The organism is Sphingomonas endophytica (genome assembly GCF_001476895.1).
Classification (GTDB): domain Bacteria; phylum Pseudomonadota; class Alphaproteobacteria; order Sphingomonadales; family Sphingomonadaceae; genus Sphingomonas; species Sphingomonas endophytica_A.
In genome coordinates, this window is the sequence record NZ_LDTB01000003.1 from 24,078 (window position 1) to 39,066 (window position 14,989).

Annotated in this window: 14 protein-coding genes; 7 read left to right on the forward strand and 7 right to left on the reverse strand. The window is 69.8% G+C overall.

Going from position 1 to position 14,989, the window contains the following annotated elements:
- Positions 1-49: 49 nt before the first annotated feature.
- Positions 50-256: a hypothetical protein gene (locus NS334_RS18070; RefSeq protein WP_153002536.1), complete on the reverse strand. Its 207-nt coding sequence runs from the start codon at positions 254-256 to the stop codon at positions 50-52.
- Here NS334_RS18070 and NS334_RS01335 point away from each other — a divergent pair.
- A complete protein-coding gene (locus NS334_RS01335; protein ID WP_058754211.1) occupies positions 246-1,694 on the forward strand; it encodes a L,D-transpeptidase family protein in 1,449 nt (482 codons plus the stop codon). The genes NS334_RS18070 and NS334_RS01335 overlap by 11 nt on opposite strands.
- 16 nt (positions 1,695-1,710) lie before the next feature.
- Entirely contained in the window at positions 1,711-2,046 is a 336-nt protein-coding gene (locus tag NS334_RS01340) for a hypothetical protein (RefSeq protein ID WP_058754181.1), read from the forward strand.
- Positions 2,047-2,059: 13 nt separating this feature from the next.
- On the opposite strand, the gene NS334_RS01345 is transcribed toward NS334_RS01340, so the two are convergent.
- The 3 genes from NS334_RS01345 to NS334_RS01355 all read right to left on the reverse strand — a co-directional run bounded on the left by NS334_RS01345 (position 2,060) and on the right by NS334_RS01355 (position 5,613).
- Positions 2,060-2,632, reverse strand: a complete 573-nt coding sequence (locus NS334_RS01345; protein WP_241491769.1) for a DUF1826 domain-containing protein — start codon at positions 2,630-2,632, stop codon at positions 2,060-2,062.
- A gap of 275 nt (positions 2,633-2,907) precedes the next feature.
- Positions 2,908-4,563 carry a DNA repair protein RecN gene (gene recN / locus NS334_RS01350; RefSeq protein ID WP_058754182.1) on the reverse strand — a complete coding sequence of 552 codons (1,656 nt, stop codon included), beginning with the start codon at positions 4,561-4,563 and terminating at the stop codon, positions 2,908-2,910.
- A gap of 63 nt (positions 4,564-4,626) precedes the next feature.
- Positions 4,627-5,613 (reverse strand): outer membrane protein assembly factor BamD, encoded by a 987-nt coding sequence (locus tag NS334_RS01355; RefSeq protein ID WP_058754183.1) that lies wholly within the window; start codon positions 5,611-5,613, stop codon positions 4,627-4,629.
- Between the two features lie 115 nt (positions 5,614-5,728).
- On the opposite strand from NS334_RS01355, the gene NS334_RS01360 reads away from it, so the two are divergent.
- On the forward strand, positions 5,729-6,553 hold the full coding sequence (locus tag NS334_RS01360) for a class I mannose-6-phosphate isomerase (RefSeq protein ID WP_058754184.1): 825 nt from the start codon (positions 5,729-5,731) through the stop codon (positions 6,551-6,553).
- A 175-nt stretch (positions 6,554-6,728) separates the two neighbouring features.
- Complete coding sequence (locus tag NS334_RS01365; RefSeq protein WP_058754185.1) at positions 6,729-7,409, forward strand: PAS domain S-box protein; 681 nt, start codon at positions 6,729-6,731, stop codon at positions 7,407-7,409.
- Between the two features lie 6 nt (positions 7,410-7,415).
- On the opposite strand, the gene NS334_RS01370 is transcribed toward NS334_RS01365, so the two are convergent.
- Positions 7,416-9,614 carry a hypothetical protein gene (locus NS334_RS01370; protein WP_241491770.1) on the reverse strand — a complete coding sequence of 733 codons (2,199 nt, stop codon included), beginning with the start codon at positions 9,612-9,614 and terminating at the stop codon, positions 7,416-7,418.
- Positions 9,615-9,849: 235 nt separating this feature from the next.
- Here NS334_RS01370 and NS334_RS01375 point away from each other — a divergent pair, with 235 nt between their 5' ends.
- Genes NS334_RS01375 through NS334_RS01385 form a run of 3 tightly spaced genes read left to right on the forward strand, consistent with a single transcriptional unit; the run spans position 9,850 to position 13,482 of the window.
- A complete protein-coding gene (locus tag NS334_RS01375) occupies positions 9,850-11,028 on the forward strand; it encodes a hypothetical protein (RefSeq protein WP_058754187.1) in 1,179 nt (392 codons plus the stop codon).
- 34 nt (positions 11,029-11,062) lie between these two features.
- Positions 11,063-12,151 carry a DUF2336 domain-containing protein gene (locus tag NS334_RS01380; RefSeq protein ID WP_058754188.1) on the forward strand — a complete coding sequence of 363 codons (1,089 nt, stop codon included), beginning with the start codon at positions 11,063-11,065 and terminating at the stop codon, positions 12,149-12,151.
- Entirely contained in the window at positions 12,148-13,482 is a 1,335-nt protein-coding gene (locus tag NS334_RS01385) for a sensor histidine kinase (RefSeq protein WP_058754189.1), read from the forward strand. The genes NS334_RS01380 and NS334_RS01385 overlap by 4 nt, the downstream gene beginning before the upstream one ends.
- Before the next feature lies 1 nt (position 13,483).
- Here NS334_RS01385 and NS334_RS01390 read toward each other — a convergent pair whose 3' ends face one another.
- Both NS334_RS01390 and NS334_RS01395 read right to left on the reverse strand, forming a co-directional pair.
- Positions 13,484-13,684 (reverse strand): hypothetical protein, encoded by a 201-nt coding sequence (locus NS334_RS01390; RefSeq protein WP_058754190.1) that lies wholly within the window; start codon positions 13,682-13,684, stop codon positions 13,484-13,486.
- Between the two features lie 10 nt (positions 13,685-13,694).
- The gene (locus NS334_RS01395; RefSeq protein ID WP_058754191.1) at positions 13,695-14,978 is read right to left on the reverse strand and encodes a citrate synthase; all 1,284 of its coding nucleotides are present in this window, start codon (positions 14,976-14,978) and stop codon (positions 13,695-13,697) included.
- Positions 14,979-14,989 lie beyond the last annotated feature (11 nt).

The window sequence follows — 14,989 nt, forward strand, 5'->3', positions numbered from 1 at the left end:
GACAGGTAAAAGGCCGTCTTGTGCACCCGAAACCCCCAACTCACGGAAACTATTGACCGATGGCTGTAGAAGGCGGTCGATAAATATTGGTTAACGCCGCCGCGCCACCTTTCCGGCGCCCGATCGTTGCAGCGATGGTGTTCAGGACGACATGGCCCGGCGCGATCGATGCGACGACCGAAAGCGAGATTGCACGATTCGATGGCTCAACCCGGCGAATCAAAGGTGATAGACGCGCGATCATGATGGTGTTCAAGCTTTCCCCGACCCTGCTCACCGCGCTGGCGATCGCCGCGCCTGCCGTCGCGCAGGTGCCGGTCACGCCGCCCGCGCCGGCATCGACCCCGATCCCGCTGGTCCAGCCGCAGCGACCGCTGCCGACCCTGACCGCCGCGCAGCAGCGGCAGCTCGCGACGCTGATCGCCAACGACGAAGTGGCGCAGGGGCTGAGCAACAAGCCGCGCACCGATCTCGATCGGCTCGACGCAGCATCGCTGGTGCGCGTGGCGCTCGACCATGCGATCGCGGTGCACAGCGGGCGGCTGATGCCGTCCGATTTCCAGCGCGACTGGGGGATCCGTCCGACCGCTTTCGATCCGCTGCCGGGCTTTGCCGACGCAGTCGCGCGCGACCGGTTGGCGGCGTGGGTACGGTCGTTGCCGCCGCCCTATCAGGGGTATGATACGCTGGTGGAAGGGCTGGGCCGCTATCGCCGGATCGCGGCGGCGGGCGGCTGGCCAACCCTGACCGTGGCGCCGACCTATGGAAGCAGCGGCGCTGCCGTCGCGCGCTTGCGCGAGCGGCTGGCGATCGAGGATCCGGAGCTGACCGGCACCGGCGATCGTTTCGATGCCGCCCTGCTGGAGGCGGTGCGGCGGGCGCAGCGCCGCTACGGGCTCAACCCGGCTGGGCAGGTCGGTGCGCAGACGCTGGCCGCGCTCAACGTGCCGGTCGAACAGCGCGTGCAGCAGATCATGGCCAATCTGGAGCGCTGGCGCTGGCTGCCGCCGACGCTGGATCGTCGCCGGGTGCAGGTGAATATCGCCGCGGCGGTGCTGACCGCTTTTGATGGCGACCGGCCGATCATGTCGATGCGCGCCGTCACCGGACGGCCGGGGAACGAGACGCCGATGCTGGTGTCGCAGATCAGCAGCATCGTCATCAACCCGCCGTGGAACGTGCCCAGTTCGATCGCGACGAAGGAATTGTGGCCGAAGGAGCGCGCCAATCCCGGCTATCTGAAGCGCAACGGCTTTCGCGTGATCGAGACGCCGGATGGCGGCAAGCGGCTGCAACAGGCGTCCGAACAGAGCGCGTTGGGGCGATTCAAGTTCGACTTCCCCAATGATTTCGCGGTCTACCTGCATGACACGCCGGCGCGGTCGGGCTTTTCCAAGTTCGACCGACTCGCCAGCCACGGCTGCGTGCGGCTGGAAAAGCCGGAGGATCTCGCCAAGCTGCTGATGGCGACCACCCCGGACTGGCAGCCGGAGGCGATCGACGCCGCCGTGGCCGCCGGCAAGACGGTGCGTGCGAAGATGGCGGAACCGGTCAGCGTGTACCTGCTCTACTGGTCGGCGTTCGCGGGTGCGGACGGCCAGGTCGGTTTTCGCGAAGATCCTTATGGATGGGACGGCAAGCTGGCTGCTACGGTTCAGCGACGCTCCGACGCGCAAGCGCTGGCGGCGAAGTGACGTGAAGGGAAAACGAATGACGCAGTGGCGGCGGGGTGCGGCGGTGATCGCACTGGCAGGTCTGGGGCTCGCGGGATGCTCGCGGCAGGAGCCGGAGCCGCCCGAGATGAACATGACGGTGCAGGAACTCGAGCCGACGCCCGAGCCGACCCCGACCGAAGAGCCGACCCCGGTGGTCGAGCCGAGCCCCGAGCCGAGCAACGACACCGCCGCGCTGCCGCCGGCCGAGGATCCTGCGCCTGACCAGCAGATGCTGGACGACGCCTCCGCGACGGGCATGACCGCGCGGACCGATCGTGGCGGTGACGACGCCGACCCGAGCGCGCCGGCCGAGACGAAGCGCCGCGACTGACCGGCGCGGCCGCTCAGGCCGGGTCGAGGACCAGCAACAGCCGCTGCTCGCCGGTCGCGCGCACCGGCGGGGAGCGATGGAGGATCGTCGGTTCCGCCATCGCGATCCGGCCCTTGAACACGCCGACGTCGCCAGTGCCGAGCTGCCCGATCGTGTCGGGCGTCGCCGTCCGGCACCATTGCGTCGCCGCGCCGCAATAGGTGCTAAGCATCCGCAGCGTCACATAATCCGCATGGAAGCGATGGCAGGCGTCCGTCTCGATGACGTCCAGCCGCACCGCGATCGTGCGCGCGCCGGTCAGACGGCGGTGCGCCAGTGCGAGCATCGCGATATCGTCGCGCAGGGCGCGCGCGGTGTCGGTCGGATAGCCGGCGTCGAGCAGGGGGGCGATCGCGTCGTCATTCGGATCGAGCGTGAAACTGAGGTCGTCGACGCTGTCCAGGTCGAGCATCGCGATGCCGGCCGGCGCGGCGCGGCGCCACACGGCCAGCGCGACCGGCGATTGGAGGATATGATCGAGTATGTGGATCGCGTCGCCGATCGCCACGTCGGCGTCGGTCGTCGGGTATGGGGGAAGGGTGGCCACGTCGCTGTTGTCGCTTGTTGATGTGATATTGTATCATATCAAACAAGAGCCTGTCGTGTCCAGCGGAGGTCCGATGCGCGTTGCTGCGAAGGGGGCGGGGTCGAGGACCGGGGCGCTCATCGTTACGGATTTCGGTCGACGCGGAACCCGGCGCCATGCAAAGCGCCGCTTCATGGTCTCGCTTCTGGCGACGTTCACCACGGCATTCGCTCGAGTCGGCGGTCAGGCCGAAACAGGCCCGTCGACGTACATCGCGCCACGGACCAAGCCGGCGGCTATGCCGTCTCCAGTAATCGCGTCGCCTGCGCGCGTGCCTCGTCGGTGACGGTCGCTCCCGAGAGCATCCGGGCGATCTCCTCGCGCCGCCCCCCGGCGTCGAGCGGGCGCACGCCGGTGCGCGTCACCGTGCCGTCGCTCGCCTTGGCGATCAGCAGATGCGCTGCGCCGCGCGCCGCCACCTGCGGGCTGTGCGTCACGACCAGCAATTGCGTCGTCTCGGCGAGCCGCCCGAGGCGTTCGCCGATGGCGCTGGCGACCGCGCCGCCGACACCGCGATCGATTTCGTCGAAGATCATCGTCGCCGCGCCGCCTTCCTCCGCCAGCGCGACCTTCAACGCCAGGATGAAGCGCGACAATTCGCCGCCGGACGCGATCTTCGCCAGCGGACCGAACGGTGCGCCCGGGTTGGTGGCGATCTCGAATTCCACGCGGTCGCGCCCGGCCGCCGACCATTCCGCCTCCGGCAACGGCGCAACCACGGTGCGAAAGCGTGCCGCATCCAGCTTCAGCGGCGCCAGTTCGACGGCGACCGCCGCGTCCAGCCGCGCAGCGGCGGCGATCCGGATCGCGGTCAGCTGTTCGGCGGTCGCGTCATAGGCCGCGCGCGCGCGCTCGACCGCCGTCTCCAGCGCGGCCAGCCCCTGTTCACCGGCGTCCAGCCGTTCCAGCCGCCCGCGCAATTCGGCGGCGAGATCCGGCAACGCATCGGGCTGCACGCGATGCTTGCGCGCCATCGCGCGCAGCTCGAACAACCGCGCCTCATCCTCTTCCAGCTGGCGGGGATCATAAAGCAGCGCCACCCCCGCGTCGCGCAGCTTCTCCTCGGCGACGGCACCTTCGATCAGCGCGCGATCGATTGCCGCCAGCGCCTCGGCCAGCGCGGGATGATCCTCGGCGATCCGTTCCAGCACGCGCGCGGCCTGACGCAGGTGGCTGATCGCCCCGGCGCTGCCCTCCAGATGTTCGGTCACCGCCTCCAACTCGCCGGCCGTCTTCTCGGCGCGTTGCATCGCGCGGCGACGCTCGGCGAGCGTTTCTTCCTCCCCCGGCTCGGCGGCGAGCGCGTCCAGTTCAGCGACGGCATGTTCCAGCCACTCGCGGTCCGCCCGTGCGGTGGCGATCCCGGCGCGCGCCTCATCCAGCGCGGTGCGCGCATCGCGCCAGGCGGCATAAGCGGTGGCGACGTCGCGCACGCCGCCCCGTGCGTAGGTGTCGAGCAGCGCGCGATGCCCGCTGGCCGCCAACAGCCCGCGATCGTCATGCTGCCCATGGATCTCGACCAGCATCCCGCCGATTTCGCGCAGCAAAGCGGCGGAGGCCGGCTGGTCGTTGACGAAGGCGCGGCTGCCGCCATCGGCCTTCACCATCCGACGGATGATGAGCGGCTCGCCCGGATCGATCTCCAGCCCGTTCTCGGCCAGCAGCGCGGCGACGGCGGGCGACGTGTCGAAGGTGGCGGTCACCACCGCCTGCGCCGCGCCGCTGCGCACCAGCGCGCTTTCGCCGCGCCGGCCGAGCGCGAGGCCCAGCGCGTCGAGCAGGATCGACTTGCCCGCGCCGGTTTCGCCGGTCAGCACCCCCAGGCCGGGGCCGAACTCCAGCTCCAGCGCCTCGATCAGCACGACGTCTCGAATGGCAAGCGCGGTCAGCATGGGCACGCGCTCCTTACCCGCAAAAAACGCGGATGTTTACCCTTTTTGTTCTGCGTCGCCGCCTTAGCCGCCGACCGGGTTGGTGGCGGGGGAGGGGGAGTTGACGCCGGGCGCGGGAACACCCGCTGGCGCGTCGCCCCCGGTGGTCGTCGGCGTGGGCGGCAATGGCGCCTCCGCCTTGGGCGCCGCCGACGTGGCCTCGCCGGGGATCGCCGGCTTGGTCGCGACCGGCACCACCGCCTGGCCCGGCGCCAGCGGCGCGATCGCCTTGGGCGGATAGTCCTTCATCAATTTATAGGCGCGGCCATACCAGTCGCTGCCCGGATAGTTGGCGCCCAGCACCGCCGCCGCCTTTTCCGCCTCGTTACGGACACCCAGTGCCAGATAGGTTTCGGTCAACCGCATCAGCGCCTCGGGCGTATGCGTCGTCGTCTGATACTGATCGACGACGCGCCGGAAGCGCAGCGTCGCCGCCAGCCATTGCCGCCGCCGTTCGTAGAAGCGCCCGATCTCCATCTCCTTGCCCGCCAGATGGTCGCGGACCAGATCGAGCTTCAGCCGCGCATCGGCGGCATAGCGGGTGTTCGGATAGCGGCGCATCAACTCGCCCAGCGAATCCTGCGCCTGTTGCGTGATCTTCTGGTCGCGCGTGACGTCGTTGATCTGCTCGTAATAGCTCATCGCGACGAGGTAATAGGCATAGGGTGCGTCGCGATTGCCCGGATGGACCGACAGGAAGCGCTGCGCACCCTGGATCGCCTGCGTATACTCGCCGGCCAGATAGTAACTGAACGCGCCCATCAACTGCGCGCGGCGGGCCCAGACGGAGTAGGGATGCTGGCGCTCCACCTCGTCGAACAGCGCGGCGGCTTCCTTGTAGCGGTGCTGGTCCAGCCGCAGCTTCGCCGCTGAATAAAGCGTGCCGACGTCGCGCGCGACATAGGGCAGGTCGGCCTTGTTGCGGCCGCCGCCGCCCGCACAACCGGCAACGGGAAGCGCGAGCGCGGCGATAAGCCCAAGGGTGAGCGGGCGGATGAAGGGGGTACGCATCGCCTCGGTCCTTAGCGTAACCCGCGCCCCGCGAACAACGGCTTTCACACGCGCGCAACGACCGCTAGCCACGACACGTTATCGCGACGATTCAACCGTAACGAAGGAAGTGCCGATGCCCGCCACCCTGCTTGCCACCAAGCGCGTCGAAAAGCCGTGGGGGCGTCATCATCTCTACCCCGGGTTCGCCGATCCCGCGCCGGGCGGGGAGCCGATCGGCGAGATCTGGTTCCAGTCGCCGCATCCCGAAGAGCCCGAATTGCTTATCAAGTATCTGTTCACCAGCGAGAAGCTGTCGGTGCAGAACCATCCGTCCGACGAAGAGGCGCACAAGCGCGGGTTGCCGCGCGGCAAGGACGAATGCTGGACGATCCTGGCGGCAGAGCCCGATTCGACGATCGCGGTCGGTCCGCTTCAGCCGATGACGCGCGACGAACTGCGCACCAGCGCCGAGGACGGCAGCCTGGAGCACAAGCTCGACTGGAAGCCGGTGAAGGCGGGTGATTTCTATTATTCGCACTCCGGCGTGATTCACGCGATCGGTGCGGGGCTGACGCTGATCGAGGTACAGCAGAATTCCGACACCACCTATCGCCTGTTCGATTACGGCCGCCCGCGCGAACTGCATCTGGACGACGGTGTCGCGGTGGCGGAACTGACCCCATATGTCGCGCCGCCGCAGCCGGGAGAGGTCGCGCCGGGCCGGACGATCATGGTCGAAGGGCCGAAATTCGTGCTGGAGCGCTGGACCGGCGGCCCGCGGACGATCGACTTGCCGGCGGGAACGACCGGCTGGCTGGTGCCGATCCGGGGCGAGGGCGTGGTCGCGGGCGTCGCGTGGAAGGCGGGCGAGTGCGTGACCGTCACCGGCACCGAGGAACTGCACGCGTCGGAGGACGCCGACCTGCTGTTCGCCTATCCAGGCGATCGCCGGGTCTGACCTCGTCGCCCATGAGCCGGACCGCGCGCCGGCTCATGGGTGATGTCCGCCATCCCGTTACATATACGACCAAAATGGTGTTGCATCGCACCGCGATCGACGGAATTCTGTCGATTGCGGGGGCGTCGCCGGACGTGCCGTCGCTGATGGAAGATGCACGGGGGCGACGAGGGACATGGACCGGGCGGGCGCGCGCAGCCTGTTGAGCTGTCTGACCGATGAGCAGATGCGGATCGTCGATGCCGATGACGATTACGTCGCCGCTTTAGGCTTCTCGCGGGACCAGACGATCGGTCGCGACGTGCTGGAACTGACCCATCCCGACGATCGCGAGGTCAATCGACAGCGCGCCACGGCGCTCCAGAACGGCGGGGAGCCGTTTTCGATCACCAAGCGCTATATCGGCGCGGACGGTCGGGCGTTCTGGGTCACGAACCACATCAGCCTGTTCCATACCGGCACCAACCGGCGCCTGATGGCTACGGTCGAATTGCTGGGCGGGCCGCCGGTGGAGGACGAGCGGCGGGTGATGCGGCAGGCGGCGGAGCGGATCCTGGCGAAGCGCCGGCTGCGCCACCAATATTTCGAGGGCGAGATGTTCGGCGAACCGGCATTCGACCTGATGCTCGACCTGTTCGTTCAGGAGCTCGCCGGGCGCGACACCTATACCACCAGCGCGGCGGTGGCGTCGGGGGCGCCACTTACCACCGCGCTGCGCCAGATCTCGATGCTGGTCGATCGCGATCTGCTGCAGCGCGAACCCGATCCGGTCGATCGACGCCGCGTGCTGCTGCGGCTGACCGATACCGGCACGCAGCGGATGCGCGCTTATCTCAACGCCGCCGAAAAGCTCTGACGTCGTTCAGCGCAGGCGCTCGATCGCCTGCGCCAGTGCGACATAGAGCTTGCCCATGTCCGACGACAGCAGGGTGACGCCCAGCGGCGACCCGTCGCGCTGCGCCAGGATCGTGCGCAGCATCGCCTCGAAATCGTGGATGTAGCGGTTGACCTGCTCGCGGAACCCGGCGTCGTCATCGTAAAGTCGCGCCACGTCGCGCTGCTCGCTGCCGTCCAGCAGGCGGACCGCGCGGCGCGTGAAGACGCCGCGATCGCCCTTCAGATACGCCGCCCAGGCGCTGTCCGAAATCTCCGGCGCGAAGGTGCGCGTCAGGTCGATCGAGGCCGAGTTGAGCGATTCGATCAGCAGCGAGGCGCGCTTGGCGAAGGTATCGCGCTCATTCTCCTCGGTGGCGGTGCGTGCTTCCTCCAGCCGCTGGTCGATCAGCGCGATCGTCGCCTCGATCCCGTCGAGCTGCGTCTGCAGCCGGTCGCCGGCACGTGCTGCCGCAACGACGGCGGTCTCGGAAATGCGCGCGACCTGCTCCACCTGGCGTTTCACGCCGCTCTCGACGGCGCGCTCCAGCGCCGCGACCCCCGCGCTTTCCAGCGCGTCGGCGGCCTCCGGGATGACCCGTGCCAGCGCCTCGCGCGCGTGATCGGCGGCGGCGGCGGCGGTCTCGCGGACGCGCAGCAAGGCCTCCAGCAGGCGCGGCGCGGCTTCCTCGGCCAGATCGTCGGCGCGGCGCGTCGCATCCTCGACCGCTTCGCCGATCAGCCCGGCCTGCGCGCGTCCGCGCTCCAGCCCTTCGCTCAGTCGCGAGGTCAGCGTCTCGACGGTGCGGCGCTGTTCGGCGACGACCTGCGCGACCGCCTCGATCGCGTCGTGGGTGCTTTCGGCGGCGGTCACGAGCGCCAGCAACTCGGGCTTGGCGGCGGTGATGACCTGCTTGGTGGAGCCGACCCGCGTTTCCAGGCGCGCGATCGCGTCGGGCATCGTCTCGTCCATCTCGCGCGCGGCGGCGTCCAGCGCGACGAGCAGATTCTCCGTGGTGGCGATCGTGCGCTCGGCGGAGCCGTTGCCGCTGTCCATCGCGGCGATCAGCGCCTCGGTGGTGGCCTGCAACGCGCTGATCGTCGCGGCGAGCTGTCGGCTGCGTTCGGTGCCCTGCGCGTGCAGCGCGTCGAAGCGTCCGCTCGCCTGGTCGATCGCGTCGTCCAGCGTGCTGAACAGCGTCTCGCCCGCGCCACGCTGCGCGTCCAGCCGCGCGGCGATCCGTTCGATGACCACCTCGACCAGCGCGATCCGCTCGGCCAGCGCCTCGGCATTGCCGCGCGCGGCGTGATCGAGCGCGTTCTGACTGGCATTGACCATCGCCAGCATCGCCTCGCCCTGCGCGACGATGCCCTTGCGCGACTCGTCGATCGCCTCGGCGGTCCGATCCAGCAGCGCATCGACGGCCGCGGCCGCATCGGAGGTGACGCCTTCCAGTCGCGCACCGGCGGTGGCGCTGGTTGCCTCCATCCGCTGCATATAGGCGGCCAGCTTCTCCGCCGCGCCGCCCGCGACCTGTTCCGCCTCGCGCCCGCGCGCCACCAGGGCCGCGACCTGCGCGTCCAGTGCGGCGGAATGTTCGTAGGCGACCAGCCCCGCCTGATCGATCGACCCGGCCAGATGGCGGGTCTCCGCCTCGACGCGCGGCAGCGCGGCCAGCAGCGCGCTCAGCCGCTCCGCCGCCTCGCCGGTCGCGGTGCCGAGCGCGCGCGCATGGCCGTCGGCACGCGCGATCTCCGCCGACAGCTCCTCGCCGATCGTCGCCAGCCGCGCGGTCGCCGCCTCGCCCAGCGCGGTCAGCAACCGCACCTGCTCGGCCAGCGCGGCACGCCGTTCCTCTATCTCGTCGCCGAGCGAGGCGACCGCGCCTTCCAGCGCCGCCGCTTCGGTTCGCATCGCGCGCGCCGTCGCGCCGAAGCGCCGCGCCTCGGCATCGCTGGTCCTGAGCGCCAGCAGCCAGACGATCCCGGCCAGTGCCGGCACCGTGGCCGCGGCGGCGCCGAATTGCGCCAGCGCCAGCGGAGTCATCGTCGGCAGGGTGGGGGAGGCGAGCCAGACCAGCAACGCGACCCAGCCGGCCGCCAGCGCGGCGGCAAGCCAGCCCAGGATCATGCGTCGCCGCAGCGGCGTCGTCGGTCCGGCATCGTCGGAAAAGACGGGATCGGTCACGTACAGTTGCGGCTCCGCGGCAGGCGTGAGGTCGGACGAATGTGCTGCCGGCGCGTCGGCGCCAGCCGGTCGAATGTCGAAAATGGAAGACGGCCCCCCGTTCATCGCCCGGATGTATCACGTTTGCCGTCCGCGGAAAGCCGATTCAGGTGGGTGTCGACGCTCGGTTCGACGCAAGCGCCGGTCGCGTCACGGTTGTTGCCAGCCGCAAGGCCGCATCCTAACAGCCGCAACCATGCTGGCTGGCTTGTTATTCGCGACGCACGAGGCGGACGATCGCTCGGGAATGCTCGCGGCGACGCTGCCGTTCGCGGCGGCCACGCTGATCGAATATCAGGCGCGGCTGCTGCTGGCGTGCGACGCGGCGCAGATCGTCGTCGTCGTCTCGCGCCTGACCCCGGAACTGATCGGCGCGCTCGCGCGGATCGGGCGGCGCGGCGTGGCGGTCGATACGGTGCGCAGCGCGGCGGATGCGCTGGCCAAGCTTCATCCGCTCGCGCGCGTGGTGATGATCGCCGACGGGCTGGTCACGACCGAGGGGGTGGTCAGCGCGCTGGCCGGCGAGCCGGGCGATGCGCTGCTGGTCGTGCCGGGCGCGCAGGCGTCGCCGCTGTTCGAACGGGTCGGCGGCGGCGCGGCCTGGGCCGGGGTGGCGCGGATCGAGCCGGGGCGGCTGGCGGATGCCGCGCGCCTGCCGGAGGATTACGACCTGCAATCCACGCTCGTCCACACCGCCGAACAGGCGGGCGCCCGTCATGTCGCGCTGCGCCTCGACGGTATGGAGATGGGACACGGGATCGAACGGCGCGCGGTGGCGCTGGAGGAGCGCGGGCGCGCGGTGCTGTCCGCGTCGATGGCGCTGCGGCCCAGCTGGTTCGAACGGCTGGTGCTGCGCCCGCTCGCCCGAACCGCGATCCCCTGGATCGCGCGGCGCGGGATCGGGACAGAGGCGTGCAGCGCTGGCGCCGGCGCGGCGATGCTGGCCGGGCTGGCGACGATCTGGTTCGGGGCCACCGGCGCGGGGCTGGCGCTGGTCCTGTTGGGCGTGCTCGCGGCGGAGCTGGCCGGCGCGCTGGCGCTGTTCCGCGACGAACCGGCGCTGTTGCGCGCGAACCGTGTCGCGATCCTGGTCGCGCCCGCGCTGGCGATCCTTTTGCTGGCGCAGGTCGTCGATGCGCAGGCGGCCACCACCAGCGCGCGACTGTTGGCGCTGTCGGCGGTATTGGCCGGGGGCGTGGGGGAGCGCGCGGCGAGCGCGACCGGGCGTCGCCCGTGGTGGGGTGTGGCCCCCGCGTACCTCGCGCTGCTGACCCCCTTCGCGTTGCTGGGCTACCCGACCGTCGGGATCGCCGCCGTCGGCCTGTATGCGGCGGCGACCGTCATTGCCGCTGTCGAGCGACTTCGCCAGACTTAGCGGCGCTTTAACGAACGGGCGTTAATCCGGCAGTATGTCGGTAACGCCTTCACCTGCCGTCCTTGCGGGCGACGCGTCGCGCCTCGCCGCGCGTGCGGCGGCGGCGGCGCATGAGGCGGCCGCGCGGATGGAGGTGGCGGTCCACGACATCTTCCTGTCGCAACCGGGTCGCCTCGACGACCGTACCCGCGCGGCGGTGTTGCGGCTGGCGGAGGCGACGGTCGATGCCGTCGAGCAGCGGATCGCCGGCTTGGCGGCGCGCACGCTCAACGAACGGGACCAGCGCGAGGCGGCGGCGGTTCTGGAGTCGAACCGGTCGCTGGCGTGGCCGCGACTGCTGGGCGCGGGACTGATGCGCGATGCCGAGATGATCGCCGCGCTGATCGCGCAGGCGCGCATCGACCTGCTCGACGACTCGCTCACCACCTTGCGCGCGCATGACGCCGGGCCGACGGTCGTCGTCTCACTGGTCGAACACGCCGATGCCGGATGGAGCGACGCGGCGGTGCGCTATCTGGTCGCGGACAGTTTGCGGCGGCTGGCGGCTGGCGAGCGGGATGCGATGTTGCCCGCGCCGCTGCGGAGCCGGTTGACCTGGTGGGTCGCCGCGGCCCTGCGCGAGCGGCTCGGTGCGCTCGGGGGCGCCGAGGCAGATCGCGCGCTGTCCGAGGCGGCGCTGCGCTGTCTCGAAGATGACCATTCCTCCGACGGGATTGAATCGGCTGCGATCCGTCTCGCCGTCCTGCTGGGCGCGGTGCCGGGACAGCGCGGCGACTGGATGCTGCGCGCGATGGAGAGTGCGCGCTCGACCTTGTTCGTGGCCCTGCTCGCCGAGGCGCTGGGTACCGATTTCTGCGAGGCGCGCGGGCTGTTGCTCGATTCTGAAAGCGAGCGCTTGTGGCTCGCGCTGCGCGCCGCCGGGTTGCCGCGCGATGCGATCGCCCGGATCGGCTTCCTGCTCTCGGAAGCCGATCCGGCACGCGATCTGCCGGCGCTGATCGAGTGGCTCGATCCGCTGGCCGCGCTCGATCCCGTCGTGGCGCAGGAGGCGCTCGCCGAACTCAGGCTGCCACGTGACTTCCGCGCCGCGGTGCGAACCCTGACGCGCCCGTCTTGCCCATGAGTCGCGTCACCATTCACGCGCTGATCGATGCGGACGACCGGCTGCTCAGCGCCGACGCGCGCTTTGTCGAGCTGAACGAGCGGGCGGCGGGTCGTCCGGGCGCGGCGCTGGCACTGGCGCCGGTGGTCGCGCTGCTGCGGGTTGCGCGCGGATTGCGGGTGCCGGTCGCGCGGACGGTGACGATCGCCGACGACGGGAACGACGGCGAATGGCATGTGCGTATGATCCCGGGCGATGACGGCGCCGTGGCGGTGGCGGGCACGTTGCTGCGCGAATATCCGGCGCGTTCGGGCTCGGTGGGAACGATCGCGCGCGTCATGCCGCCCGTCGGCGCGGACTGGAGCTGGGAAACGGACGCCACGCTGCGGATCACCGGGATCGCACGCGAGGCGGTGAGGGATCACGCGCTGGACCCGGTCGCGATCCTGGGGCGGCCGCTTTCGACCTTGTTCGTCCTGGAGGCGACCGGCGACGGCGGGATGCCGCTGCTGGAGGCGATGGCGACCGCGAGCAGCTTTACCGACCAGCGAGCCTCGCTGCGATCGACCGGCCGGCGGGTGCGGCTGGCGGCGAACGTCCGGTGCGATCCGCTGGGGCAGTTCGCGGGATTCGTCGGCGGCACCTTCACCGGCGTGCCCGAAAGCGGGGCGGACCGGCTGAGCAACGACTTCAACGCCCGGTTGCACCGGGTTCTGCGCGGGCCGCTGGGTATGATCATCGCGCAGGCCGAAAGCATCCGCGCCGCCGACGCCGGGCCGGTCGACCCGCATTACGTCGATTATGCCGCCGACATCGCCAGCGCGGGACGGCATTTGCTGGGGCTGGTGGACGATCTGGTCGACCTCGAGGCGATCGAGCGTCCCGATTTCACCACCGCGCGTGACCGGATCGACCTGGCGGAGGTGGCGCGCGCGGCGGCCGGGTTGCTGGCGGTCGCGGCGGCGGAGGCCGACGTGACGATCGCGCCCCTGGCCGGCGAGGCGCCGGCGCTCGCGATCGGCGAATATCGCCGCGCGTTGCAGATCGTCGTCAACCTGCTGGGCAACGCGGTACGCTACTCGCCCGGCGGCACGACGGTGCGGATGCGCGTGAAGCGCCGCGAAGGCCATGTCCAGCTGCTGGTGACGGATCAGGGGCGCGGCATCTCGGCGACGGATCAAGCACGCATCTTCGACAAGTTCGCGCGCGGCGATTCGAGCGAGCCGGGCGGCAACGGCCTCGGCCTCTACATCGCCCGGCGACTCGCCCAGGCGATGGACGGGACGTTGACGGTCAGGAGCGAGATGGGCGAGGGATCGTGCTTCACCTTGTCGCTGCCGGCCGCCGCATAGCTCAGCGCAAGCGGCGCGCCAGCAGGATCAGCAGCAGTCCGAACACCGCCAGGCCGCTGCCGTAATCCGCCCATATGCTACGCCCCAGCATGAAGCTGGAGCGCGGCCAGTTAACATATCCCAGCCCCTGCGCGATCCAGAGCGTTCCCATCAGCGCGCAGAGCACGCCGATGACGGTCAGGATCGGGCGGAGCCGGAACATGGTCGGTCGATCAGCGCTGATCGACCGGGACGTAGGAACGCTGCGCCGGGCCGGTGTACAGCTGGCGCGGGCGCCCGATCTTCTGGTCGGGATCGGTGATCATCTCGTTCCACTGCGCCACCCAGCCCACGGTGCGGGCCAGCGCGAACAGCACGGTGAACATGCTGGTCGGGAAGCCGATCGCCGACAGGATCACGCCGGAATAGAAGTCGACGTTGGGGAACAGCTTCTTCTCGACGAAATAATCGTCGCTCAGCGCGATCTCTTCCAGCCTCAACGCGGTCTCGAACAGCGGATCCTGCACGTTCAGCGCCTCGAACACCTCGCGCACCGTCTTCTGCATGACGGTCGCGCGCGGGTCGTAGTTCTTGTAGACGCGGTGGCCGAAGCCCATCAGGCGGAACGGATCGTTCTTGTCCTTGGCGCGCGCGATGAACTCGGGGATGCGCTCGGGCGTGCCGATCTCGTGCAGCATGTTCAGCGCCGCTTCGTTCGCGCCGCCGTGAGCCGGGCCCCACAGGCAGGCGATGCCGGCCGCGATGCACGCGAACGGATTCGCGCCCGACGATCCCGCCAGACGGACGGTCGAGGTCGAGGCGTTCTGCTCGTGATCGGCGTGGAGGATGAAGATGCGATCCATCGCCTTCTCCACCGCCGGGTTCACCACATACGGCTCGGCCGGAACGCCGAACGTCATGCGCAGGAAGTTGCCGGTGTAGGACAGCGAGTTGTCCGGATACAGGAACGGCTGCCCGACGCTGTACTTGTACGCCATCGCCGCGATCGTCGGCATCTTGGCGATCAGGCGGTGCGACGCGATCATGCGCTGCTGCGGATCGTGGATGTCGGTCGAATCGTGATAGAAGGCCGACAGCGCGCCGACGACGCCGCACATGATCGCCATCGGATGCGCGTCGCGGCGGAACCCGCGGAAGAACTGCGCCAGCTGCTCATGCACCATCGTGTGGCGCGTGATCGTGTGCGTGAAATTGTCCAGCTCGCCCTGGTCCGGCAGCTCGCCGTTCAGCAGCAGGTAGCAGACCTCCATGAAGCTGGACGATTCCGCCAGCTCGCCGATCGGATAGCCACGGTGGAGCAGCACGCCCTCGTCGCCGTCGATATAGGTCAGCTTGGACTGGCACGACGCGGTCGAGGTGAAACCCGGATCGTAGGTGAACGCGCCGGTCTGTCCGTACAGCTTGCGGATGTCCACGACATCGGGGCCGACCGTGCCCGAGAGGACCGGATAGTCGAGCTCCTTGCCCGACAGCGAGAACTTGGCGGCTTCGGTCATGATCTTCTCCT

What these genes read in the sequence shown, in the direction of transcription:
- NS334_RS01335 (WP_058754211.1), top strand. Translation starts at nt 246, where the DNA reads ATGGTGTTCAAGCTTTCCCCGACCCTGCTCACCGCGCTGGCGATCGCC.
- NS334_RS01365 (WP_058754185.1), top strand. Translation starts at nt 6,729, where the DNA reads ATGGACCGGGCGGGCGCGCGCAGCCTGTTGAGCTGTCTGACCGATGAG.
- NS334_RS01380 (WP_058754188.1), top strand. Translation starts at nt 11,063, where the DNA reads ATGTCGGTAACGCCTTCACCTGCCGTCCTTGCGGGCGACGCGTCGCGC.
- NS334_RS01395 (WP_058754191.1), bottom strand. Translation starts at nt 14,978, where the DNA reads ATGACCGAAGCCGCCAAGTTCTCGCTGTCGGGCAAGGAGCTCGACTAT.
- NS334_RS01340 (WP_058754181.1), top strand. Translation starts at nt 1,711, where the DNA reads ATGACGCAGTGGCGGCGGGGTGCGGCGGTGATCGCACTGGCAGGTCTG.
- NS334_RS01385 (WP_058754189.1), top strand. Translation starts at nt 12,148, where the DNA reads ATGAGTCGCGTCACCATTCACGCGCTGATCGATGCGGACGACCGGCTG.
- NS334_RS01390 (WP_058754190.1), bottom strand. Translation starts at nt 13,684, where the DNA reads ATGTTCCGGCTCCGCCCGATCCTGACCGTCATCGGCGTGCTCTGCGCG.
- NS334_RS01360 (WP_058754184.1), top strand. Translation starts at nt 5,729, where the DNA reads ATGCCCGCCACCCTGCTTGCCACCAAGCGCGTCGAAAAGCCGTGGGGG.
- NS334_RS01355 (WP_058754183.1), bottom strand. Translation starts at nt 5,613, where the DNA reads ATGCGTACCCCCTTCATCCGCCCGCTCACCCTTGGGCTTATCGCCGCG.
- recN (WP_058754182.1), bottom strand. Translation starts at nt 4,563, where the DNA reads ATGCTGACCGCGCTTGCCATTCGAGACGTCGTGCTGATCGAGGCGCTG.
- NS334_RS01375 (WP_058754187.1), top strand. Translation starts at nt 9,850, where the DNA reads ATGCTGGCTGGCTTGTTATTCGCGACGCACGAGGCGGACGATCGCTCG.